At 57.9% G+C, this 22,772-nt stretch carries 16 protein-coding genes; 10 read left to right on the top strand and 6 right to left on the bottom strand.

Going from position 1 to position 22,772, the window contains the following annotated elements; all coding sequences use genetic code 11:
• The first annotated feature begins 47 nt into the window (after positions 1–47).
• From glgX to K227x_RS22895, 3 genes are all read left to right on the top strand, one after another.
• Positions 48–2,138, top strand: coding sequence for a glycogen debranching protein GlgX (gene glgX / locus K227x_RS22885; protein WP_145173311.1), 2,091 nt, complete (start codon positions 48–50; stop codon positions 2,136–2,138).
• 250 nt (positions 2,139–2,388) lie between these two features.
• Positions 2,389–3,135 carry an Ntn hydrolase family protein gene (locus K227x_RS22890; RefSeq protein WP_145173314.1) on the top strand — a complete coding sequence of 249 codons (747 nt, stop codon included), beginning with the start codon at positions 2,389–2,391 and terminating at the stop codon, positions 3,133–3,135.
• Between the two features lie 204 nt (positions 3,136–3,339).
• Positions 3,340–3,861: a hypothetical protein gene (locus K227x_RS22895; RefSeq protein WP_145173317.1), complete on the top strand. Its 522-nt coding sequence runs from the start codon at positions 3,340–3,342 to the stop codon at positions 3,859–3,861.
• Between the two features lie 317 nt (positions 3,862–4,178).
• On the opposite strand, the gene K227x_RS22900 is transcribed toward K227x_RS22895, so the two are convergent.
• The 3 genes from K227x_RS22900 to K227x_RS22910 all read right to left on the bottom strand — a co-directional run bounded on the left by K227x_RS22900 (position 4,179) and on the right by K227x_RS22910 (position 9,788).
• The gene (locus tag K227x_RS22900) at positions 4,179–5,633 is read right to left on the bottom strand and encodes an IS4 family transposase (protein ID WP_145173320.1); all 1,455 of its coding nucleotides are present in this window, start codon (positions 5,631–5,633) and stop codon (positions 4,179–4,181) included.
• A 484-nt stretch (positions 5,634–6,117) separates the two neighbouring features.
• Positions 6,118–8,223, bottom strand: coding sequence for a beta propeller repeat protein (locus tag K227x_RS22905; RefSeq protein ID WP_145173323.1), 2,106 nt, complete (start codon positions 8,221–8,223; stop codon positions 6,118–6,120).
• A 1,058-nt stretch (positions 8,224–9,281) separates the two neighbouring features.
• Positions 9,282–9,788: a MaoC family dehydratase gene (locus K227x_RS22910; RefSeq protein WP_246146088.1), complete on the bottom strand. Its 507-nt coding sequence runs from the start codon at positions 9,786–9,788 to the stop codon at positions 9,282–9,284.
• A 375-nt stretch (positions 9,789–10,163) separates the two neighbouring features.
• On the opposite strand from K227x_RS22910, the gene K227x_RS22915 reads away from it, so the two are divergent.
• Together K227x_RS22915 and K227x_RS22920 are read left to right on the top strand one after the other, a co-directional pair.
• Positions 10,164–11,375, top strand: a complete 1,212-nt coding sequence (locus K227x_RS22915) for an FG-GAP repeat domain-containing protein (RefSeq protein WP_145173331.1) — start codon at positions 10,164–10,166, stop codon at positions 11,373–11,375.
• The gene (locus K227x_RS22920; RefSeq protein ID WP_218933470.1) at positions 11,372–11,740 is read left to right on the top strand and encodes a nucleotide pyrophosphohydrolase; all 369 of its coding nucleotides are present in this window, start codon (positions 11,372–11,374) and stop codon (positions 11,738–11,740) included. The genes K227x_RS22915 and K227x_RS22920 overlap by 4 nt, the downstream gene beginning before the upstream one ends.
• A gap of 221 nt (positions 11,741–11,961) precedes the next feature.
• Here the strand turns inward: K227x_RS22920 and K227x_RS22925 are convergent, their stop codons facing one another.
• Both K227x_RS22925 and K227x_RS22930 read right to left on the bottom strand, forming a co-directional pair.
• Positions 11,962–12,630: an MIP/aquaporin family protein gene (locus K227x_RS22925; protein ID WP_145173335.1), complete on the bottom strand. Its 669-nt coding sequence runs from the start codon at positions 12,628–12,630 to the stop codon at positions 11,962–11,964.
• 11 nt (positions 12,631–12,641) lie between these two features.
• Positions 12,642–13,187 carry an NUDIX hydrolase gene (locus K227x_RS22930; protein WP_145173339.1) on the bottom strand — a complete coding sequence of 182 codons (546 nt, stop codon included), beginning with the start codon at positions 13,185–13,187 and terminating at the stop codon, positions 12,642–12,644.
• Between K227x_RS22930 and truB the strand changes: the two genes are divergently transcribed.
• The gene (truB, locus tag K227x_RS22935) at positions 13,080–14,192 is read left to right on the top strand and encodes a tRNA pseudouridine(55) synthase TruB (protein ID WP_145173342.1); all 1,113 of its coding nucleotides are present in this window, start codon (positions 13,080–13,082) and stop codon (positions 14,190–14,192) included. The genes K227x_RS22930 and truB overlap by 108 nt on opposite strands.
• Positions 14,193–15,358: 1,166 nt before the next feature.
• Here the strand turns inward: truB and K227x_RS22940 are convergent.
• Entirely contained in the window at positions 15,359–16,177 is an 819-nt protein-coding gene (locus K227x_RS22940) for a glycerophosphodiester phosphodiesterase (RefSeq protein WP_145173344.1), read from the bottom strand.
• A gap of 257 nt (positions 16,178–16,434) precedes the next feature.
• On the opposite strand from K227x_RS22940, the gene K227x_RS22945 reads away from it, so the two are divergent.
• The 4 genes from K227x_RS22945 (at position 16,435) to K227x_RS22960 (ending at position 22,753) form a co-directional block, all read left to right on the top strand.
• Positions 16,435–16,830: a hypothetical protein gene (locus K227x_RS22945; protein WP_145173349.1), complete on the top strand. Its 396-nt coding sequence runs from the start codon at positions 16,435–16,437 to the stop codon at positions 16,828–16,830.
• Between the two features lie 134 nt (positions 16,831–16,964).
• Positions 16,965–17,420, top strand: coding sequence for an FKBP-type peptidyl-prolyl cis-trans isomerase (locus K227x_RS22950; RefSeq protein ID WP_218933472.1), 456 nt, complete (start codon positions 16,965–16,967; stop codon positions 17,418–17,420).
• A 536-nt stretch (positions 17,421–17,956) separates the two neighbouring features.
• A complete protein-coding gene (gene cimA / locus K227x_RS22955; RefSeq protein WP_145173355.1) occupies positions 17,957–19,549 on the top strand; it encodes a citramalate synthase in 1,593 nt (530 codons plus the stop codon).
• A 102-nt stretch (positions 19,550–19,651) separates the two neighbouring features.
• Positions 19,652–22,753: a valine--tRNA ligase gene (locus tag K227x_RS22960; protein WP_145173358.1), complete on the top strand. Its 3,102-nt coding sequence runs from the start codon at positions 19,652–19,654 to the stop codon at positions 22,751–22,753.
• The last annotated feature ends 19 nt before the right edge of the window (positions 22,754–22,772 follow it).

The following is a 22,772-nucleotide window of genomic DNA, read 5'->3' on the forward strand; positions in this document are numbered from 1 at the left end:
TTGTCCGCTGCATCTTGCCGACCGCGCTTTCCCGCTGAAATCGACGAATGAATTTGTCTCAAACCCTTCCCGGAAAGACCTATCCCCTGGGCGCCACCATCACGCCGGTGGGTGTCAATTTCAGTGTTCATTCCAAGAGCTGTTCTTCGATGGAACTGCTGTTGTTTGACGACGTATCGGACGCGAAGCCACAGCGAGTGATTCGCTTGGACCCGAAGCTGCACAATACGTTTCACTATTGGCACGTCGAAGTCGTTGGGCTTGATGCCGGCCAGATTTATGCCTTTCGCGCCGACGGGCCCAACCTGCCCCAACACGGACTGCGTTTCGACGGCGAAAAAATCTTGTTGGATCCGTACGGCCGCGCCGTCGCGGTTCCCGAAGCTTTCGATCGCAACGCCGGCGCATGCCCCGGTGATAACACGCCGTATGCGATGAAGAGTGTTGTCGCCGATTTATCGACCTATGACTGGGAAGGCGACCTGCCGCTGTACCGGCCATTCAACAAGACGATCATCTACGAGATGCACGTTGGCGGATTCACCAAGCACGCATCGAGTGGCGTGGCCGAGGATCGCCGCGGAACCTATCTGGGGCTGATCGAAAAAATCCCCTACTTGAAATCGCTGGGCGTCACGGCGGTCGAACTGCTGCCGATCTTCCAGTTCGATCCCCAGGAAGCTCCACCCGGACTGAGCAATTACTGGGGCTACAACCCCGTGTCGTTTTTCGCGCCGCACCTTGGGTACGGTGTCGGCGGTTGGAAGGCATCCCCGCTAGGCGTGCTGGACGAATTCCGCGACATGGTCAAAGCCCTGCACCGGGCCGGCATCGAAGTCCTGCTGGACGTCGTCTACAACCACACCGCCGAAGGCGATGCAACCGGCCCCACGTTCTGCTTCAAAGGACTCGAAAACCCAGCCTACTACATCCTGGAAAGCAATCCGTCGGCGCCTGCCGACCGAAGCCTGTACGCCAATTTTAGTGGCTGTGGCAATACGCTGAACGGCAATCACGCCATCGTTCGCCGCATGATCCTTAGCAGCCTACGCTACTGGGTCGAAGAAATGCATGTCGACGGATTCCGGTTCGACTTGGCATCCGTGTTATCAAGAGACATCAACGGGCATCCCCAAGCCGATCCTCCGATTTTGTGGGACATCGAAACCGACCCGGTGCTAAGCGGCACCAAGCTGATCGCCGAAGCCTGGGACGCCGCAGGTCTGTACCAAGTGGGCAACTTTTTTGGCGACCACTGGAAAGAATGGAACGGCCATTTCCGGGACGACGTTCGATCCTTTGTGAAGGGCGATGATCGCCAAGCCGAAACGTTCACCAAACGTTTTTTGGCCAGCCCCGATATCTATGGACACCGAAATCGAGAGCCCGAACAAAGCATCAATTTCGTCACATCCCATGACGGCTTCACGATGAACGACCTGGTCACGTACAGCCACAAGTACAACGACGCCAACAACGAAGGCAATCGCGACGGCCACAACGAAAACTTAAGCTGGAACTGTGGCGTCGAAGGACCGACGGATTCCGCAGAGATCGAGCGACTTCGCATCAAACAGATCAAGAACATGTTCTCGATCAACCTATTGGCCTTTGGCGTGCCGATGCTGTTGATGGGCGACGAGGTTCGGCGAACCCAGCTAGGCAACAACAACGCCTATTGCCAAGACAACGAAATCAATTGGTTCGACTGGACACTGCTGGACAAGAACGACGAACTGCTGCGGTTCGTCAAACGGTTGATCGATTACCGCAAACGTCTTCCTGAACGAAACGCGCCCGATGCGACCCTGAACGAAGTGATTGCCCATTCGCGAGTGCGCTGGCATGGCGTCCAATTGGACCGCCCCGATTGGGGGCCGTCGTCACACAGCGTGGCGTTCACGATCGAATCCAAATTGAAGTGGTATCACTTGATCTTCAATTCGTATTGGGAACCCAACGACTTTGAAATCCCATCGGTCCCCCAGGATTTCCAGCCATGGCAGCGGATCATCGACACCGATCTGCCGTCGCCCCAGGACATCGGCGACGGTGTGAGTCTGGAATCGGCGGACCGCTACCCGGTTGCCGCCCGATCGACGGTCGTGTTGACATCGGCCAAGACGCCGCCCGCCTAGGCTGCGGCATTGTGATCGGCAGAAGTGCGGTGGTCAATTTGCCCGATTGACGAAGGCGTCACCGATGAATCAGAGTCACGGACCAAGGGACCGCGTTGCAACCTGCTTGGTTGATTCTTGTCGCCAGTGGTAAGATGAACGCGGTGCTGTGGGGACTGCCCCCCAGCAGCATCCCAGCACACCATCATCGCCCCTTCACTGAGCACTGATCCATGAACCAGATCCAAGCCTGCACGGCGGTTTGCACCGTATGACATTTTGCATCGGCATCAAGGTTCGTGACGGCGTCGTCGCGCTAGCGGACACTCGAATCGTGCGTGGCAGCGAACAGTCGAACAAACAGAAGTTAGCTGAGTTTCAGCACAACGGGCAAAGCCTGTTTACGATGACCAGCGGGCTGCGGTCGGTGCGTGACAAGGCGATCATTTATCTTGACGAATCGCTCCGCAACGACGAACAAGCAAGTTCACAGCAGAACTCGCAAAGCGTCGATCGCCTTTACCAACTGGTCAATCGGTTCGGCGAACAACTGCGGCGGGTGAAGGCGGAAGACGGCGACGCGTTGCAATCGACCAACCACAAATTCAACTCACACGCCATCATCGGTGGTCGGCTCTCTGCCGATGTCGGACCGCAGCTGTTCTACGTCTATCCGGAAGGCAACTGGATCGAAGCGGCCGAGGATTCGCCGTACTTTGTGATCGGTCGCACCTATTACGGAAAACCGATCCTGGATCGGTTGTTGACGTTCGAAACGCCGCTTCGATCGGCCATCGGTTTAGCGTTGTTGGCGTTCGACGCGACGCGTGCCAGCGTCACCGACGTCGACTATCCCCTCGACGTGGCCGTGCTGTCCAACCACGCCCAGTTCCCAACCTTCCGTCGGTACACCGAATCGGACCTGACGGCAGCCACCACTTGGTGGTCCAACACGCTATTGAATTCGCTGAACGAAATGCCCATGGACTGGGCCAACGATCTGACGAATCCAACCTAGCCGAAGCCCTAAGGATCGTGCGATCACGTAACGGGTTACCAAAGCTGACATTCAGTCCAGTCCCGCACGAAATCGGTCGTTTGCGTGAAACTGGCTCGCATTTTGCATCTGGTAGTCGATCGTAGAAGGAGGGCGTTCTGTGCCGCTGCGTAGGCGGCTTTGCCTTTCTCGATGAAAGCGAATCGAACAGACCGAGGTTCCAAGATGATCAAAAAACGATCGATTGCCGTTGCCACCCTGGGCAGTGCAGCATTCCTATTGGCAGTGGCCGCGACGCCTGCGTCGGCACAAGTCACCGTACAGTTTGGCAACGGCATCAACACGCCCGGCTATCAAGTCGGTCAACCCGCCTATCGCAGCAATGGCTACAGCCAATCGTATTACTACGGCCAACCGACTTACTCGCAGTCGCAGCGGTATTATTCCGCACCCAGCCAGCGTTACAGCAGTGGATATCGTGGCTACAGTCAACCGAGAAGTGATGGGAATTCAATCTATGGAAACTCGTACCAGAGCTATCGGCCCAACTACGGTCAGCCCGTCTACGGAAATAGCTACTACGGTAATGGCTACAGCGGGAACAGCTATTACGGTAACGGATACAACTACGGCACCCAGGCTCAACAACGAGGTGCAACCGTAGGCGGTGCGATTGGAAACGCGGTTGGCGGACAACGCGGTGGTAACATCGGAGCGGCAATTGGCGGAGCAATCCAGAGTCAGTAGCTGGTACTCGGTGACTGCCGCCCAGCTTCTGGCGCCCAGTTTCTGGCGACTGGCGACTGCTCATCAAGCCGAGGTGAACCGCGTGGGGATGGCCCATTGGATCCATGGTGGTGAGGTTCGCGATCGCGGCCGCATCTGACCTGACCTATCTTGCGGCCCCCGCGGCTCGCGGCCTGTTGATTGAGTGAGCCGCGACGCGTAAGAGAGCGTCCAGCTTACGGCAGCCTCGGAGAGGCGAAAGCATGCTGCCGTGTGGGCGGGCCCCACGGATTCAGTGTTACCACCGCCCCCTCACCCAACGCCGTTAAGGAAATTTTTCATGCTGCATTTGAGAGGTCCAGTGTAGCTTTGGCAAGCTTCTGTTGCTCTGCGGTGGCGAGTTCAATTGTGGGTGGGCCGGTCCGGGGTTCCTCTTTTCGGCGTGGGTAGTTGCGACTTTTCTTTTTACTTGCGCGGTCGTATGTATCCGTCAACGCACCGGCCAAGAGACTCCGAAGCGATTCGCCCCGCGCGGGTATCTCGTTGGGGCAGTGCAGGATGTTTTGCAATATTCGTAACACCATCGCGACGCTCGTTTGAGCCGCCGGTTCGATCCGATCGATTTGTTCGCGAAGCGCCAGTAACTGCGCCATCCAAAGACCGACAAGCGACCAGGTTAACTCGTGCTCGACGACATCCGGCGTTCGCCCGAGCAGTTTCGAACGACCGTAAGTTTGCTTTAAGGATCGGAATTGCACTTCGATTCCCCAGCGTTTTCGATAAATTTCCCCAGCACGCGAATCACTTAACTTGCGTAAGTTCAATTCGTTGGTGACGAGATAGACTTCGCCACGTCCGTCGTGAAAGCGAAGTAGCCGAAGGACCAACGGCGGCTGCTTGCGTTGCTGTTTTTCTTTCGGCCAGCAGTACACGATGCCATCACGTTCGCGAACCCGTCCAAGTTGCTTCAGGAAGCGACAATTGCTTCCGACACGCGTCAGGAAGTGATGGCCGTGGCTGTCGATCGCGTTCCAAAAGTCGTAGCCGACGAAACCAGCATCACCGCAGATGAGCGTGTTTTTCGGTAGGTCTAAAGCATTCAGCATTTCCAACAGATGGGCTCGTTCGCTGGAATAACTCGGTCCGATTTTCCATGCCCATGGCAATCGCTGTCCGACATGCCACAGTAGCGTAAGCCAGACTTGAGGACCGACGGGCTGCGGATTGTAGTTCTTCTTTTTGCTCACCGGTTTTCGTTTGTTGGCGTGTCGACCACGCTTGTTCTTCTTGTTCTTCTTGTTCTTCTTGTTCTTCTTCGATCCCCTTTTGTTCTTTGGCTTGCAGAACCGCTTCTCGTTGGCCAGGGTTCGGCAAGCATCCAAGCGGGAACCGTCGACGGCCAACACCAACCAAATCCCAATGCGAAAACTTGCTTGATCTGTCTTCTCCATCAAATGATGCATTCGTTGGACCAGTGGCGGAAGGATTTGCTCGGTGTACTTCTGCAGTGCAGTGATCAGCGTCTGATACGAATGAATCCCGGTCGTACCGAATAAGCTCTCGACACTTTTGATCGCGTCTTTGGTGGATTCGACGAGCAATGATTGACTACTCCAAACCCATAGAATTGCGACCTGCATCAAGTGAGTCGGCACCCAATTGGCATTGCCGTGAACACGAACCTTTGCGAATAATTGGTCGTTGGCGATCCAGCGAATCGCTTTGGCCAGCTGTTCACCTTGAGTCATTGATTGCTTCTGTTTCGAAGCAGCATCCTTGCCACTGTTACTCATAGCCAGGCTCCTTTTCTTTCGACGATGTAGTCGAGGATTTTGGGGGGAGCCTGGCTTATTTCATTTATGGCCCTCCAAAAGCTATCCTGGTTACCTAATTCACTCGAAAAATTTCCTTAACGGCGTTGCCCCTCACCCCAGCCCTCTCCCCCTGGATAATCGAAGCTCCACTTCGATAATCCAGGGGGAGAGGGGGCTAAAGAAAACCAACCAACCGCAGTGTCTCCCCACCTCGTTTTGCCCCCTCTCCCCCGCGTTGAACGCGAGTTCCGCTCGCGTTCAACGCGGGGGAGAGGGGTGAGGGGGGGGAGACGCTGCGTAGGCGGCTTTGCCTTTCTCCATTTCGGTACATGCGGCTATCATGTCGGCCAGCCGCCCTACCGAAGCAACGGCTTCAACGACGGCACACCGGCAAGAGAAACGATGACAGCCGATTCAGGCAAACGCCAGCAGTTAACAGTAGCATGTGTGGTCAAAACACAGGCTAGAAGCCGATGCTACGGTAGAGAGTCTCTGTGAGTGCTTGGTTGCCAAACATGTGATAGATGACGCTTCCTGGCTTGCCACCGTAGGTAAATCCGCGTGCGGTGTAGCTCGGGGCATCATGGTGAAAGTCGTGCCAGGTTTGACCAGAGTCAGTGCTCCGCAGGATGCCTCGGCCGCCATGCAGTGTGCTCATCAACATGATTTCGGGCTTGATGGGGTCGATGTACAGCGGCCCGCTGTCCAATGCAGCCAACTCGGTCCAATTCTGACCGGCATCGGTGCTGCGAAGAAGTTTGGCCGGACGCCTACCTTCGTGACTCCAGTAATTCTCGTGCTGGCCATCGGAGACAAACAGAGTGCTTTCATCATGGGGGTGATGAGCCATGCCGTCGATGCCATCCGCAGCGTGAGCAACCTGCCATGATTCACCTCGGTCGTGACTCGCATAGAGACCGGTTCGCTTGAGGCATTGCAGATAGACGTGCTGACCGCTGGGGCTTGTCATCAGGCTGAGTGCGTTTTTCGTCGACAGCGTTTGCTGCCAGGTTGCGCCACCATCCGTGCTTTTGAAAACGCCAAGCTGATAGTTGCAGAGGTGCATCACGTCGGGGTTGGAGGGGTCGAAACAGAGGTCCCCCATCTCGGTGTCGTCCAGCCATCGGCCCCACTGACCACCAAATCGCTCTTTCAAATCCAGCACGAGTTGCCAGTTTTCGCCTCCGTCATCGCTGCGATGCAGGCGTGGATGGCGGGTGCCACCGTGACCATGAATGACGGCGAACCAGGTTCCAGGCTTCGATGGATGCGCTTTGACGACGCTGCCGTCGTGGTTCTGCCAATCGCTATCCCACCACTCGGATTGGATACGCAACGGTTTCCAGGTCGCCCCACCATCGTTGGTCTTGAACACGCCTTGATCCAACGCGGCCACCATCGCCTGTTGCGGATCGTGCGGACTGACCGCGGGTCCCTGGAAGTAACACAGCACTTGCAGGCCGGTGGTGCAGCCAGTCCAGGACAATCCATCATCGGTGCTTCGGCACATCAGCGAACTGTCGCATGTGAGCCACGTTTTGCCATCCGCCGTGACAGTCGCGGCGCTGCATTTCCCTTCGGGCGAAGCGTAACGATTCATGCCGGGATACGAACCACGGTCCCAGTTCTGATCGATGGAACGTTTGGTCCAACTGTCGCCCCAATCGTGACTAACGCTTAGGTCACCCGACGCCCACAGCATGACTTTGCCTTCGCCACTGACCGCAAGGCCACCTGCGAACCGCTGCCCCAAACGCCATCGATGCGCCGAGGTCTTGACGATTTCAAACGTAGCAGCGTTGTCGCCGCTACGATGCAAATTCCCGTTTGAATCAAGGGCGAACAAGACGGTGCTGCCGGAGGCGTCTTTGGATACCGCGCGAGCGTTCAGAATGATGCGGCTTTTAAGAGTCAGTGTCCAGGTCACACCACCGTCGTGCGAAACGGCAAGCCCTTTCGATGGTCTGCAGGCAACACACAATGTTCGACCGGAGATCGCAATTGGAAACGCCGGCGTGTCGGTGGAATTCTCTGCGATCGGCGGCGATGTCAGTTCGCTCCAAGATGTTCCATGATCGCGAGAAACACGAAGAACGCTTGCGGAGTCCAATGCATAAACCGTGCCGTCGGGCGCAACGTCCATCGCGTGTCCGATGCCCGGCGTCCTGTCGTCGCCGACGGACGGTGGATTCCCCCAAACAGGCACCCATTCCACGCCGCCATTGTGGCTGGCCCAAATCATCCCACAGGTTCCCCAGTACATGTGTTGGGGGGCCTGGGGATCGATCGCAAACTGACGATTGTGTGAAACGATTTGCTTCCGCGCCAGAACACCACGTTCCACATCGGCGGACATTTTTCGCCAGGTGACCCCTGCGTCTCGCGAGCGAAACAGGCCCGACAAATCAGTCATCGCCCAGACCTCTTGTGGATCGATCGGATGCGCAACAACGTCTTCGATCCAACCTCCACCGCCCGGACCAAAAGGAACCCACAGAGACTCCGAGCAGGCCACCGATGGCATGACGAGCATCCCCAACAAGACAACGATAGAAACAATCGACTTCACGAAAACAGACTCCAATGGGCGGTTCAGCAGCTAGGCACACAAGATATCGTATTCGCAACCGCTTCCGATTTGGAACGTCTCAAAAACAAGATCCCGAAGGATCGGCAGTTGACACGCAATCCGCTGTAAACACTCAACCGCGTCTCTCGGGACGTGCGATCGAGAAGTTGCCTGTTTCAAAAGCCTCCTGCCCAATGGAATGGCAGGACAGGGGATGCTGGCGTGTCCCGACGCGAACGAAAGCTCAATGCCGAGTGCGTTGCGGCCAGTCGATTGAGCCGAACTTTCAACCACCGGGGTGACCCGCTGGCGGTGAGGCCAAGGGTGGGCTGATCAAAAGTTGGGGTTGGTGCGCATTGCCATGGCCATGCTTTTGTTCCGCTTGAACGGGACGCAGACCAACGAGTCTTTACCGGAAGCGCCCGGCCCAACGCTATCTATTTTGGGTGTCACGAGAGGGAGTTGGCTCGAACAGTTGATCGCGTGTTCAAGTTTGATCTTCCTAGCCACGTAGTGGCGACAGCCTTCTGCCGGCAGCCTTGGCCGCCGGTGTCTACGCCTACCTTCTTCCCCTGCCTGGAATCGCCGCCGTTGGCGGCAATTCCAGGCACGGGAAGAAGGCTCGCGTTTCGATCGAGTCGCTCCGGTGGCCGGGGGCCGGGGGCCACCGGCAAATGGCTGTCGCTGCTCCGCAGCTAGGGATCCTGCATTGCTCGCCCGGCTAACAACACCGATCGGCCGTCCGCCGAGCCTGACAGCTACGAAATTGGCGCCGAACGAAACTTGAACAAGCCAAATGCGAGGCAAAACCAAACCTTTAACAGCCCAGGCATAAGGGCTATGCGGCATGCCCGGCCGCTCACCGGCGTGTTGATTGGTTAGCCGCTTAGGCGGCTAGCGGCTAAACGGGCCCCCCGAACATTAGGCTGTGACCCGAGCACGAGTGCCAAGAACCGTAAGCTGCGTCCGGTCTGGAAACTCGTTCCCAGGCTCTGCCTCGCAGACCAGGTTGGGCAGGCGGAGCCTGCGTGGCAGTGGGTTCTCAGGCGGCAATCGTCTTAGCGGGCTGGTAGAGTGCCGCGCTGGGTTGGTTCTTGGCTGGAGAGCCGCCGGGCCCTCGCCTTCGCAGCGACCAAGGAAACAAAGCGACCGCGTTGGACCACTCGGCCGTGTTGGTTCAACAGTTGCCGAACCCAGGTGACGCGGCCAGCTCGACGCCCGTGTTGGTCGATCGAAATGATCTCGGTCGAAACCTGGACGCGATCGCCAAAGAAGATCGGTGCTTCGAACTGCCAGTCCGAAATGCCAACCAGGGCCAAGGTGGCCACGCTGGGACTTTGGCTGCTGAGCCCCGCTAGGACACTTAGCCCCAACAATCCGTGTGCGACCGGTTCGCCGAACGGGGATCCACCGCCGGCCGGTGTGTGCAGCGGATCGTGGTCGCCGGTCAAGGCAGCGAAATCAGCCACATCATCGGCGGAAATCTCCCGCCACTGGCTCATCCAGCGATCGCCGACCTTCATGTCTTCGAGGTAAATCAGTTCTTTGTCAGTTGTAATTTCCAACGCCGCCTCGAAATTCGCAGGTGATGGGACAAGTGCGTCCATGTCGACAGCGAACCCAAACGATTCACCGTCTTGCCGTCCATCGGCTTCCCGTTAATGCATGCCATCACGACCAACGGTATGATTACAATCATGGCGTGCAAGACAGATTTTCAACAGTATAGATTCATCTGGTTTGCCAGTTGGTGCGAAAACGGCCCCGCAGTTCGCGGGATCATTTCGGTCGCGTAAACCATGCTGATCAAGCAAGACAGCCCGTTATCCTATACGCGGCTTCCCTGACGACAAACCGCCCACCTATCCCTCCGAAGATCACCGAAGCAGTTCGCTAGACGGACCGATCGGTGACATTGCCCACCCCCAAGGTCCCCCAAGATGCTGATTCGCCATTTCGCCTGTTTCCTACTGGTTGCTGGATTTTCCCAGCCCGTTTTCCCCCGATCGGCGTCCGCCGAGGATTCCGTCACCAGCTTTCGCCCGCGACTGTTGGCCGTCGATGCGAACGAAGGAATTGCCGCCGGCGACATCGACGGGGATGGGCACTCCGATCTGGTAGCCGGCCGAAATTGGTACCGCGGCGGCGACGGCACCAGCGGCGGAAATTGGGAAAGCCGCCCGCTACGATCCATCGAAGACTGGAATGGATACGTTGATAGCAATGGCGATTACCTGTTCGACATCAACGATGACGGTCGATTGGATGTGATCGCCGGATCCTTCATCCCCACCGAAGTTCATTGGTTCGAGAACCCCGGTGCGGAAGCATTGCGTTTGGGCAAAACCTGGACCAAACACTTGCTGGTCGACACCGGCAATTCCGCCAATGAAGGCCAACTGTTGGAAGACATCGATGGCGACGGCCGCCCCGAATGGATCGTCAATAGTTGGAAGAACGACGTCCCGGCAGTCATCTGGCGTTTGGTCGATCGCGACGAACCCGATCAAGCCAAAGGCGGCGCGAAGTACGATCTAGTACCTCATACTCTTGGCGAAAAAGGCAACGGCCACGGGGTCGCCGTGGGAGACATCAGCGGTGACGGGCGTGCGGATCTACTGGTCGGCCAAGGCTGGTACGAACAGCCCGCCGACGGTGCTTGGACGGGACCTTGGAAATTCCACGCCGATTGGAATCTGCACTCGTCGCTGCCGATGCTGGTCGTTGACTTGGACAAAGACGGTGATGGCGATTTGATCTTCGGCAACGGCCACGACTTTGGGCTGTTCTGGTGGCAGAATGACGGGATCGACAGCGATGGAAAAATCAGCTGGACCGAACACGAAATCGACCGCACCTACAGCCAACCGCACTCGTTGGCCTGGACCGATATCACGGGCGATGGCAGCCCCGACCTGATCACCGGCAAACGATACTTTGCACACAACGGCAACGATCCCGGCGGCATGGAAATGCCCTGCCTTTATTTCTATCAGTGGGATGCGAAAGAGAAAGAGTTCACTCGCCACACGATCGAAGAAGGCCACGTTGGAACGGGGCTGCAGATCGTTGCCGAGGACCTCAACGGAGATGCCAAGACAGACATCGCCGTGGCGGGCAAAAGCGGCACCTATCTGTTGATCGCAGAATGACCGACCCGACGGCAATGGAAACGCGGCCCCGCGACGACTTGTCGATTCGCGCCGCTCAGGAAGAAATCGATCGCTGGATCCGTACCATCGGCGTTCGATACTTTGACGAGATGACGAATCTGGCACAGCTGGTCGAAGAGGTCGGCGAGGTGGCAAGGATCTTGTCACGGACCTGTGGCGAACAATCATCCAAGCCCGGCGAATCGCCGGGCGACTTGGGGGACGAACTGGCCGACGTTCTGTTCGTCACGATCTGCCTGGCCAACCAATCGGGCATCGACCTGACCGAGGCGCTGCGGAAAAACTTGGACAAGAAAACCGAACGAGACGCCACCCGGCACCGCGACAACCAGAAGTTGCAGTAGACGGAAGCGGCCACGGGTCGCTCCTGCAGGGCTAAAACACACGCGTTGCATCACCCGCTATCGTTTAGCCGTGTGCCCACCGGGCCACGCGTGTCAGTCACGTGCGTCCGTACACTCCTGTCAGCAAACGCACGGGGCGATGCCCACGCGGTTAAACGATTTCAATGATCCGAAGCCTGACGTCCGCTGCATCCGTTTTGACACTGATTCATCGCGTGTTGCTAAGCGTGTTTGGCTTTTAAACAAATCCGCAGACTGCCACCGATCAACGCCCCCAAGATCGGGCCGACGATGTAGACCCACAAATCCGTCAGGTGGCCGGATGCTAGGGCGGGGCCGAGGCTGCGGGCCGGATTCATCGACGCTGCGGTCAACGGGCCGGCCACGAATGCTTCCATCGCGATCGTGGATCCCACGGCGATCCCTGCGGTGATCGATTCCTCTTTCGCGCCCGTCGACACGCCCATCACCACGAACATCAAGATCCCAGTCATCATCGCCTCGATTGCCATCCCGGCCATCGGCGTTAAACCAGTCTTGACCGTCGTTGCCCCCAGCAGTCCTTCGTCCAATCCCAACACAGCGCGGATCGCGATCGCGCCGGCGAACGCGCCCAAGCACTGCACCGGCACATAGGCAGCGGCATCTTTGAAGGGCAACTTTCGGAAACACGCGAACGCAATCGTGACCGCGGGGTTCATGTGAGCACCGCTGACGCTGCCAACGGCATAGATCATTGTCAGCACGATCAGCCCCCATACGATCGCGACACCCACGTGCGTCAACGCTTCGGTGCGGACATCCACGGCGATCGCGCCGCACCCGATCACGATCAGAAAAAACGTGCTCAGGAACTCGGCAAGACATCGGGTGGGCAGCGGCGATTGCATCGGGGGGGGGCTCAGGCATTCACGACGGGCGAGTACAAAAACAAATACAACCCGATCAACGTCTTGGCGTCTCGGATCCTGCCCTCGCCAATGTATCTAGCCACATCGGATCGCGTGGCAACGTGGTTCTCGATTTGCTCCACCGCTTCACGGGCATGCTGCCCCTTGGTCAGGCTTCGTGCAACGTACAAATGCATCAGTTCGTCACAAATCCCGGGTGCCGAATAGAATTCGTGGATCTTCGTCAATGAGCCGGCGGCATAGCCGGTTTCTTCGATCAGTTCGCGGCCGGCGGTCACTTCCGCATCCTCGCCGGCTTCGCGGGTCCCTGCGGGAAGTTCTAGCAGGGTTTCGCCAACCGTTGCGCGAGTGTTTTCGATCAACACGACGGTGTCATCATCGATCAACGGCAGCAACACCACGGCACCTGGGTGCCGAATCACTTCGCGATGGTACGTTTGTCCGTCGCTGCCGGTCAGGACCATTTGGTGAACATTGAAACGCGTCCCGGTGAACACAAGTTTCTCGGGCACCGATTCATCCGGGTTTTGGTTCATGACAACACGTGCGACGAAGGGAAGGGGAAATTGGGCGGCTTGGGTCCACCGCGTTTTTTTGTAAAGCTATCGCTTCGACTTTCCTGGCAACACCCGACTTCCCCTGCGGCCCACGTGTTCGGATTCATCAACTGCTACAAGCCGCCTGGCATGACATCCCGTGACGCGGTCAACGTAGTTCAGCGGCGATTGCGTGGGCTTCGCACGGACGACGGAGCGAAGGTCAAAGTCGGCCATGCGGGAACCTTGGACCCGTTGGCCGAAGGCGTTTTGGTGATGGGCGTTGGACGCGCCGTCCGGCTGGTGCCCTATGTTCAACAACAAGTGAAACATTATCGGGGCAAGTTTCTGTTGGGCCAATCCAGCGTTTCGGGAGACCTGGAGGGCGAAGTCGCCCAACATCCCGACCTGCCGATCCCCACGTTGGACCAGCTGCAAACGGCAGCCACCGGCCTGATCGGCACAATCACTCAAACGCCGCCCGCCCATTCGGCCATCTGGATCGACGGAGTCCGGGCACACGAACGGGTTCGAGCCGGCGAAGACGTCGACATGCCATCGCGGCAGGTCCAAATCGACACGCTTCAGATATTGAAGTACCAGTTCCCAGAGATCGAACTGGACATTCAGTGCGGTTCGGGAACCTACATTCGCACGCTGGGGATGGACCTGGCACGCGCCGCCGGGTCCGTCGCCGTCATGTCACACTTATGCCGCCACGGCGTCGGGCGTTTCGTCCACACCAAAGCGGTGTCGGTCCAGCGACTGGCCGAAGACGATCTGGAACCGCTGCTGTTGCCGCCCATCATGGCGGTCGCCCATATGCCGCAAATCGAGATCGACGAAGACGAGTCGGTTCGACTGGGACATGGTCTGCAAATTCGCCGCACCACGGATGACGACGAAGCTGCTGCGATCAACGAAGACGGAGAACTGCGTGCGATCGTCAACGTTCGCGACGGAGCCTGGTTCCCCAAACGAGTCTTCCCGACTCAGAACAGCTGATACCGAAACGGTTGGCGAGTTGCACCGTAGCGAATGTCGCCAAGACTTTCGGCCATCGGGCACAGACGTGATGGCACACGACAGCCAGCCGACGAAGCCAATTTTCCCGAGCCCGATTCCCGGCCGCGCACGCGATCGCGGCTCACAAGATTGGGCGCGATCCCGGCCGAAAGTCTTGGCGACTTGCGCTACGGGTGAGGGCGCCATCCCGGCCGAAACTCTTGGCGACTTGCGCTACGGGTGAGTAGCGAATGTCGCCAAGACTTTCGGCCATCCAACGCAGACGCGATGGCACACGAAGGCCAGCCGACGAAGCCTAGTTTCCGAGCCCGATTCCCGGCCGCTAACGCGATCGCGGCCGAAACTCTTTGCGAGTTGCGCTACGGCTGCACCCGTAGCGAATGTCGCCAAGACTTTCGGCCATCGGGCACAGACGCGATGGCACACGACGGCCAGCCGACGGAGCCGAGTTTCCGAGCCCGATTCCCGGCCGCTCACGCCATCGCGGCTCACAAGATTGGGCGCCATCCCGGCCGAAAGTCTTGGCGACTTGCGCTACGGGTGAGGGCGCCATCCCGGCCGAAACTCTTGGCGAGTTGCGCTACGGGTGAGTAGCGAATGTCGCCAAGACTTTCGGCCATCCAACACAGACGCGATGGCACACGCCGGCCAGCCGACGAAGCCGAGTTTCCCGAGCCCGATTCCCGGCCGCTCACGCCATCGCGGCCGAAAGTCTTGGCGACTTGCGCTACCAGTGCACCCGTAGCGAATGTCGCCAAGACTTTCGGCCATCCAACGCAGGCGCGATGGCACGCGACGGCCAGCCGACGAAGCCGAGTTTTCCGAGCCCGATTCCCGGCCGCTCACGCCATCGCGGCTCACAAGATTGGGCGCGATCCCGGCCGAAACTCTTGGCGAGTTGCGCTACGGCTGCACCCGTAGCGAATGTCGCCAAGACTTTCGGCCATCCAACACAGGCGCGATGACACACGACAGCCAGCCGACGGAGCCGAGTTTCCGAGTCCTATTCCCGGCCGCTCACGCGATCGCGGCTCACAAGATTGGGCGCGATCCCGGCCGAAAGTCTTGGCGACTTGCGCTACGGGTGAGGGCGCCATCCCGGCCGCAACTCTTGGCGAGTTGCGCTACGGGTGCCGATCGATTCCTTAGCGCAGTGCAGCGCCGATGACGGCGGGGACGTTGGTGGTCACGCCCATCGCACCGAGGGACTGGAAGGTTTTTGCGGTAGCCACATCATCGATCGTCCAGACGTGAAATTCGGGACAGCCGCCGGCCTTCAACGCCTTCACAAATTCGGCGTCGATCACCTCGGTCTTGCCGTTCATCCCGACACCGTCCACGCCAATCTTATCGACTGTGGCAGCGATTCGAGCGGCGGTCGGTTGATAGGCCGATACCGGCGTGCTTTGTTTAAAACTGGTCAACCAGTGCGTCTTCACATCAGGCATCTGTTTCTTGAACGCGGCAGCGGTGGGGGCATCAAAGGCGATCACGATCCACTCGATCGGCTTGTCCTGGTGCTTCTTCAGTGTCTCGACCAACTTCGGCACGATCCGCAACGTCGACTTCAACTCGATGATCAACTTCTTGCCCTCCGGCACGGTCTCGATCACTTCGTCCAAGGTGGGGATCGATTCGCCAGCAAACTTCTTGTTCTTCCAACTACCGTATTCCAGCGTGCGAAGTTCAGCCAATGTCGACGCTTCGACCATCTTTTGGGTACCTGCGGTTCGCTTGGTGTCGCGATCATGGATGCACACAATCTGATCGTCGGCCGTCAGATAGAAATCGCCTTCGACACCGTCGGCTCCTTGCTGCCAAGCCAAGCGGAACGCCGACAGCGTGTTTTCGGGCGCGTCGTGCGAAGCACCACGGTGGGCGACGATCATTTGGGCGGATACCGGCGCGGAAAGAACAACAACGGCAAGCATGCCGAACAGGCATCTGGAAAGTGAGCGAATCATGGGGTGTTTCTCAATCAGTCGAACGGGACAGGTAGGATTGCATCCAAAGGTAGGGCATGCCGTTGGCCTGCTTGGCCTCCAAGACGCAAGCCATCGCAGGATCGGTGACGACAACGAAACGTCAACACGGCCGACGACCTTGGGTCATGGTTGGCATGGGAATGCCCTAGAATAACTGGTGGGCATCTCCAGCGGCACACTCCGACAGGCTAATTGGGCTGCAGACTTGAAACCTTCACATTTGTTGGATGAACGCAGTGTCACAATCCCTCCCCTGGCTGACCTGGATCTATGCTGCGCAGACTCTGATTTCGTTCTTCTTTGGCGTCGGCGTCTTCATCTTCATTGCCATCCGAGCCAGCGATCACAGCCAAGCCAAGAAGTACGCGTTGATCGGATTTAGCATTCAGTTGTTGGTGACGATCGTGGGCTTGGTGGCCCCCGTTATTTTGTCACAGCTGATCAGCATGGACTCGCTGGGCACCGGAATCATGTTGATCAACTTCGCGGGAAATCTACTGCAGATGGTCAGCACGGGATTCATCGTGGCTGCCATCGTCACCGGTCGACGTCCGGGTGCGAGCGTCCCTCCCAGCGGCACAGAAACAGAACGCCCCAGAACGATCGACGGCCAAAACCCCTATGCGGTCTAAGAGTCAGGCGGATTGCTGCATCGGTTGTGGCCCTCGCCAAAAGCTGAGAAACTGAACACATGCGGCGGGCAATCGCGTTTGCCACTGGTGATTTGCCCCCTTCTTCCTATTCCTTGTCGTCCACTGCGATTTCGATGCACACATTCAAGATTTCCGGCCGTCCTGCACTTTGGTTATTAACGTTTCTTTGTTTGACCGCGGCATCTTGCGCCGGTCCCCAACGCGGACCTGCCTCGATCGATCCCGATGCTCCCGAAGAATTTACGACGACCGATTCGGGCCTGAAGTATCGGATTTTGCGGAAGGGCAATGGCGAAATGCCTGGTCCCAGCGATCGCGTGACCGTGGATTACTCGGGTTGGCTGGACAACGGTCAAATCTTCGATTCGTCCTACACCCGCAACGAACCCACATCCTTTGGCCTCAACGGCGTCATTCCCGGCTGGACCGAGGGACTGCAGTACGTCAGCGAAGGGGGCATGATCGAGCTCGAAATCCCGTCGGAACTGGGCTACGGAACCCGTGGAACCCCGGGAATTCCGCCCAATGCCACGCTGCACTTCAAAGTCGAACTGCTTGATATCCGCTAGTTCGGGTGCGCATCCATCAACCCAGCATCGCCAGCGTGATGTCACGATTCATTTCGGGGCAGGAAAACACGCGTCCCAAATCGACTGTTCATTCGCACACTCCTTTGGCCCGTGATTGACACTTTCGACAGCCGGTCTATCCTTTCGGGGCATCCCATTGAACCATCCATGGAAATTCACCGCGTGACTGACCCGAAACTGCCATCGATTATTGACCGCGTCGTCGGCATTGTAAGCCGAGGCTGACGCGGGGACGAAACCTGGCGCACCCCCGAGGAACCGACTTCCTCTTGGTGCGACTCGAATCAAAATGCCATATTTCACCCCCGAGGCCTCCATGGGTTCGGGGGTTTTTTCGTATCCTTTCGGCCCACGGCCTTCCCTATTCGCACAGCGGTAATGCTGCCCCCCCCCTGTTTTTGGAAAACCTGCGTCATCCCCCCCGAGTTGTCGTCAACGAGATTCACTGTTCATCGACGAAACCTGATGTCGCCCCGTACCTACCGCCGCTGCTGAAAACGCTGAAGAAGAAGAACATGACGCTCAAGCCGATCCAGATCTATGACACCACCCTTCGCGACGGTTCGCAGGGGGAAGGCATCAGTTTTTCGCTGCAAGACAAACTGAACATCGCACGCCGTTTGGCCGAATTGGGAATCGATTTTGTCGAAGGCGGATACCCGCTGTCGAACGAAAAAGACGTCGCGTTCTTTGAACAGATTCGCAAAGAAAACCTGGGCGACACCAAGGTTTGTGCGTTCGGGATGACGCGGCGGCGATCGATGAAGGCCGAAGACGATCCGGGGATGAAGTGTCTGGTTGCGGCCGGCACGCCCTGCATCACCCTGGTTGGCAAAACCTGGGACTACCACGCCACGGACGTTTTGAACGTCACCTTGGACGAAAACCTGGCGATGATCGGCGAGAGCGCCGAATTCCTGGGCCGAAACAGCGAAGTGATTTACGACGCCGAACACTTCTTTGACGGCTACACAGCCAACCCCGCCTACGCGATCGAAACGTTGCGGGCGGCAGCGTCGGCCGGCGCCAAGTACTTGGTGTTGTGCGATACAAACGGCGGCACGTTGCCCGAACGGATCGCGGAGGTCACGACCGCGGCGATCGACGGGACCAAGGACTATGACGTTCAGATCGGCATCCATACGCACAACGACGGTGAACTTGCCGTGGCCAACGCGCTGGCGGCCGTCGATGCCGGTGCGACTCAGGTCCAAGGCACGATCAACGGGATCGGTGAACGCTGCGGCAACGCCGACTTGATCTCGGTGATGGCCAATTTGGCGTTGAAGAAGAAAGGCTTCAGCGTGCTGGGCGGCCGCAACATGAAACATCTGACCGAACTAAGCCGGTATGTCTACGAAACGGCTAACCTACAGTGGCGCGGCGGCCAGCCCTTTGTCGGTCAAAGTGCGTTTGCCCACAAAGGCGGCATGCACGTCCACGCGATCAACAAAGCGGCCAAGACTTACGAACACATCGACCCGGCATTGGTCGGGAACGAACGCCGAATCCTGGTCAGCGAGCTTTCCGGACGCAGCAACATCGTCGCGATCGCGACCAAGCACAACATCCAAGACGATCGCAAACTGATGGACAAGATTTTGTCCGAAGTCGTTCGGCTGGAAAATCAGGGCTACCAATTCGAAAACGCCGGCGCGTCGTTCGACCTGCTGATCAAAAAGCTGTCGGATTCGTTCACCCCTCACTTTCATCCGATCAAATATCGCATTGTTGCGGGCGATCGCGATTTCCAAAACGAAGTCGTGTTTGCCGAAGCCATCATCAAACTAGAAATTGGTGACAAGCTGTTCTTTGACGCCGCCGAAGGCCACGGCCCGGTCAATGCGTTGGATGCGGCACTGCGAAAAACGTTGTCGGATACCTACCCCAGCCTGAACGAAATGCGGCTACTCGATTACAAGGTCCGTGTGGTCGATTCCGGGGGCGGCACCGAAGCGTCCATTCGGGTGAACATCGAAAGCGGTGACGCCGACGAAACCTGGGGCACCATCGGTGTCAGCGAAAACATCATCGCAGCCAGTTGGCAGGCGCTGACCGACGCCGTCGAATACAAACTGCACAAAGAAGACGCAGCCAAACAAGCGTAAACATGGCCGGGTGAACGAATCGCCCCCCAAAAAATCGCTGACTGCAATCCAAACTTTCCTCCGCGCTTTCCGTCGCACATTTCTCTCTGTCACTGAATCATCATGAACGAAGACTCGACGATTCCGACTCGATTCGAACACGCCGAAGCGGCTCAGCAGATCGCCAAGGATTGGGACCAGGCCCAATGTGCCCACGCGGAAGTCAATCCGGATCGCAAACCTTTCACGATCGTGATCCCGCCGCCCAACGTGACCGGCGCGTTGCACCTCGGCCACGGGCTGAACAACACGCTGCAGGACATGGTCATCCGGACCAAACGGATGCAGGGATACGAAGCCCTGTGGATGCCGGGCACCGACCACGCCGGTATCGCCACCCAAGCGGTCGTGGAACGACGGCTGAAAGAAAACGAAAACCTAACCCGGCATGACCTGGGCCGCGAAGAATTGGTCAAGCGCATTTGGGACTGGAAAGACCAATATGAAAAACGCATCGTTGAACAGCTGAAGCGAATGGGATGCAGCTGTGACTGGCAACGAGTTCGCTTCACACTGGACGAACAATGTGCCGCCGCTGTGCGAGCGACGTTTTTTGACCTGTTTGGCAAAGCCTTGATCTACCGCGGCAAGCGGTTGGTCAATTGGGACACGTTTTTGCAAACAGCCGTATCCAACGACGAAGTCGAAAACGTCACCCAGAAAGGCCACTTCTGGCACTTTTCGTATCCGGTCATCGATCCCAAACCGGGCGAACCCACGCGAGTGGAGATTGCGACGACGCGGCCCGAAACGATGTTGGGCGATACCGCCGTCGCGGTGCACCCGGACCCCGAAAAAGCGTTCGACAAAGTGGCCGCTGAACTGCAGGCCAAACTAGCCGAAGCATCGGAGAAAGAAAAACCGCTGGTACAAAAGCAAATCGATGCGTTGGCCAAACGCCGCGACACGATGCTGCCCGGGCTGATCCAATTGCGTGACATGGCCAACGATGGCCGGATGCTGCAATTGCCACTTGCCGATCGACCGATCCCGCTGATCGCCGACGTGTGGGCCAAACCCGAACTGGGATCCGGTTGTGTGAAGATCACCCCGGCCCACGACCCGAACGACTACGAAGTCGGTCTGCGCGTCGGTCTGCCCATGATCAACCTGCTGAACCCCGACGGAACACTGAATGCCGATGCCGGCACGTTCGAAGGGCTGACGATTCCCAAAGCACGCAAAGCCGTCGTTGCGGCTCTCGAAGAACTAGAACTGCTTGGTGATATCGAAGACCGCGAAATCGAACTGCCGCACAGCGACCGCAGCAAGACACCGATCGAACCCTATTTGGCCGACCAATGGTTCGTGCGGATGGACGAACTTGCCGAGTCGGCGATGTCGGCGGTACGCGACGAAGAAGTCAAAATCTTCCCGACTCGTTACCGCAAGGGTTACTTGGACTGGTTGGGCGAAAAACGTGATTGGCCGGTCAGCCGACAATTGTGGTGGGGACATCAAATCCCGATCTGGTCCAAGACGGGACTGACGACCGACGAAGCCGACCAGTTGGTCGAAAAGATCAATGCGGCGATTGGTTCCGACACCGATACGGCGCGTTGCCAAGTGGATACCGCCGACGACGATACCCGCGGTGTGTTCGTATGCTTGAAAACCGAAGGCGATCCGCGTGAATCGGCGATCGAAGCCCTCGGCCTGGAACGCGACCCGGACGTTCTGGACACGTGGTTCTCGTCAGCCCTGTGGCCACACAGCACGCTGGGGTGGCCCGAAAAGACTGCGGAACTGGAATACTTTTATCCGACCAGCACGTTGATCACATCGCGCGACATCATCACATTGTGGGTTGCCCGAATGGTGTTGATGAGCCGCAACAACCTGGGCGTGGTTCCCTTCCGCGAAGTGTTCATTCACCCCAAGATCCTGGACGGATTGGGCGAAACGATGTCCAAGAGCAAGGGCAACGGCGTCGACCCGAACGATGTGATCGACAAGTTCGGTCCCGATGCACTGCGTTTCGGCTTGGCCCGCTTGGCCACCGACACGCAAGACGTCCGCATGCCGGTCCAGTACGAATGTCCCGCCTGCGAAAAGCTGATCGACCAAACGAAGAAGAACCGGTCGCTTCCCAAGATGGCTTGCCCTGAATGCAAAGCCGAATTTTCGACTCAGTGGGCAGAAACCGAAGCCGACAAATCGCTTCCCAAAGCGGCCGTGGTTAGCGAGCGATTCGAAACGGCTCGTAACTTCGTCAACAAGCTTTGGAACGCGGCTCGTTTCGTGATGATGAACATGGACGGGTACCAGCCGCAATCGATCGACGTCGACGCGTTGCCGCTGGAAGACAAATGGCTGCTAAGCCGGCTGTCATCGGTCACCACACAAGTGACCGAAGGCATCGAACACTACCGGTTCGCCGAAGTGTCGCGATTGCTGTACGACTTTGCCTGGGATGAATTCTGTAGCTTCTATGTGGAAATCGCCAAACCGCGTTTGGCCGACGAAAGCCAGCGTGCGTTGACTCAGTCGGTGATGGCTCACGGGCTGGACACGCTGCTAAGGCTGCTGCACCCGACGATGCCCTTCGTGACCGAATCGATTTGGGGGTACCTGAACGAATTGGCTCCGCAGCGAGGTCTAGAACCCGCGCAAGCGAACCGATTTGTCATGACGGCGGATTGGCCCGTTGCCATCGCTAGCCATCATGACGAAGGGATCGAACGACAGTTCGCCGAATTCCAAGAAGTCGTCGGCGCGATCCGAAAGATCCGAGCCAGCCAGAACATCGCTCCGCGCGAAACGTTGCCGGTTGCGATTCGATGCAGCCAGTCGTCGACCGAACTGCTGGAACCGATGCGGGCCTACCTGGAAGGATTGGCCGGAGCGGAAGTGATCTCGCTAGGCCCCGACGCCAAACCTTTCGAAACCGATGGACCGCTTTCCATCCCATCGATCGATATCGATGTCCACGTGGACCTGGAAAAGTTCATCGACATCGAAGCCGAACTGGCTCGATTGGAAAAGCTGCACGGCCAACTGGTCAAACAGATCACGGGCAAGCAACAGAAGCTGAACAACGAAAGCTTCGTATCCCGAGCCCCTGCCGAAGTGGTCCAGGGCGAACGCGACAGCCTGGCCGATCTGGCCAAGCAACGCGAATCCGTCGAAGGCGACATCCAGCGTCTGCGAGCGAAATCGAAGTAGCCCAACGATTGGCACCCAG

The organism is Rubripirellula lacrimiformis (genome assembly GCF_007741535.1).
Classification (GTDB): domain Bacteria; phylum Planctomycetota; class Planctomycetia; order Pirellulales; family Pirellulaceae; genus Rubripirellula; species Rubripirellula lacrimiformis.

Coding starts and splice junctions, on each gene's coding strand:
- glgX (WP_145173311.1), top strand. CDS start 48: ATGAATTTGTCTCAAACCCTTCCCGGAAAGACCTATCCCCTGGGCGCC.
- K227x_RS22890 (WP_145173314.1), top strand. CDS start 2,389: ATGACATTTTGCATCGGCATCAAGGTTCGTGACGGCGTCGTCGCGCTA.
- K227x_RS22895 (WP_145173317.1), top strand. CDS start 3,340: ATGATCAAAAAACGATCGATTGCCGTTGCCACCCTGGGCAGTGCAGCA.
- K227x_RS22900 (WP_145173320.1), bottom strand. CDS start 5,633: ATGAGTAACAGTGGCAAGGATGCTGCTTCGAAACAGAAGCAATCAATG.
- K227x_RS22915 (WP_145173331.1), top strand. CDS start 10,164: ATGCTGATTCGCCATTTCGCCTGTTTCCTACTGGTTGCTGGATTTTCC.
- K227x_RS22920 (WP_218933470.1), top strand. CDS start 11,372: ATGACCGACCCGACGGCAATGGAAACGCGGCCCCGCGACGACTTGTCG.
- K227x_RS22925 (WP_145173335.1), bottom strand. CDS start 12,630: ATGCAATCGCCGCTGCCCACCCGATGTCTTGCCGAGTTCCTGAGCACG.
- truB (WP_145173342.1), top strand. CDS start 13,080: ATGGTACGTTTGTCCGTCGCTGCCGGTCAGGACCATTTGGTGAACATT.
- K227x_RS22930 (WP_145173339.1), bottom strand. CDS start 13,187: ATGAACCAAAACCCGGATGAATCGGTGCCCGAGAAACTTGTGTTCACC.
- K227x_RS22940 (WP_145173344.1), bottom strand. CDS start 16,177: ATGATTCGCTCACTTTCCAGATGCCTGTTCGGCATGCTTGCCGTTGTT.
- K227x_RS22950 (WP_218933472.1), top strand. CDS start 16,965: ATGCACACATTCAAGATTTCCGGCCGTCCTGCACTTTGGTTATTAACG.
- cimA (WP_145173355.1), top strand. CDS start 17,957: ATGACGCTCAAGCCGATCCAGATCTATGACACCACCCTTCGCGACGGT.
- K227x_RS22960 (WP_145173358.1), top strand. CDS start 19,652: ATGAACGAAGACTCGACGATTCCGACTCGATTCGAACACGCCGAAGCG.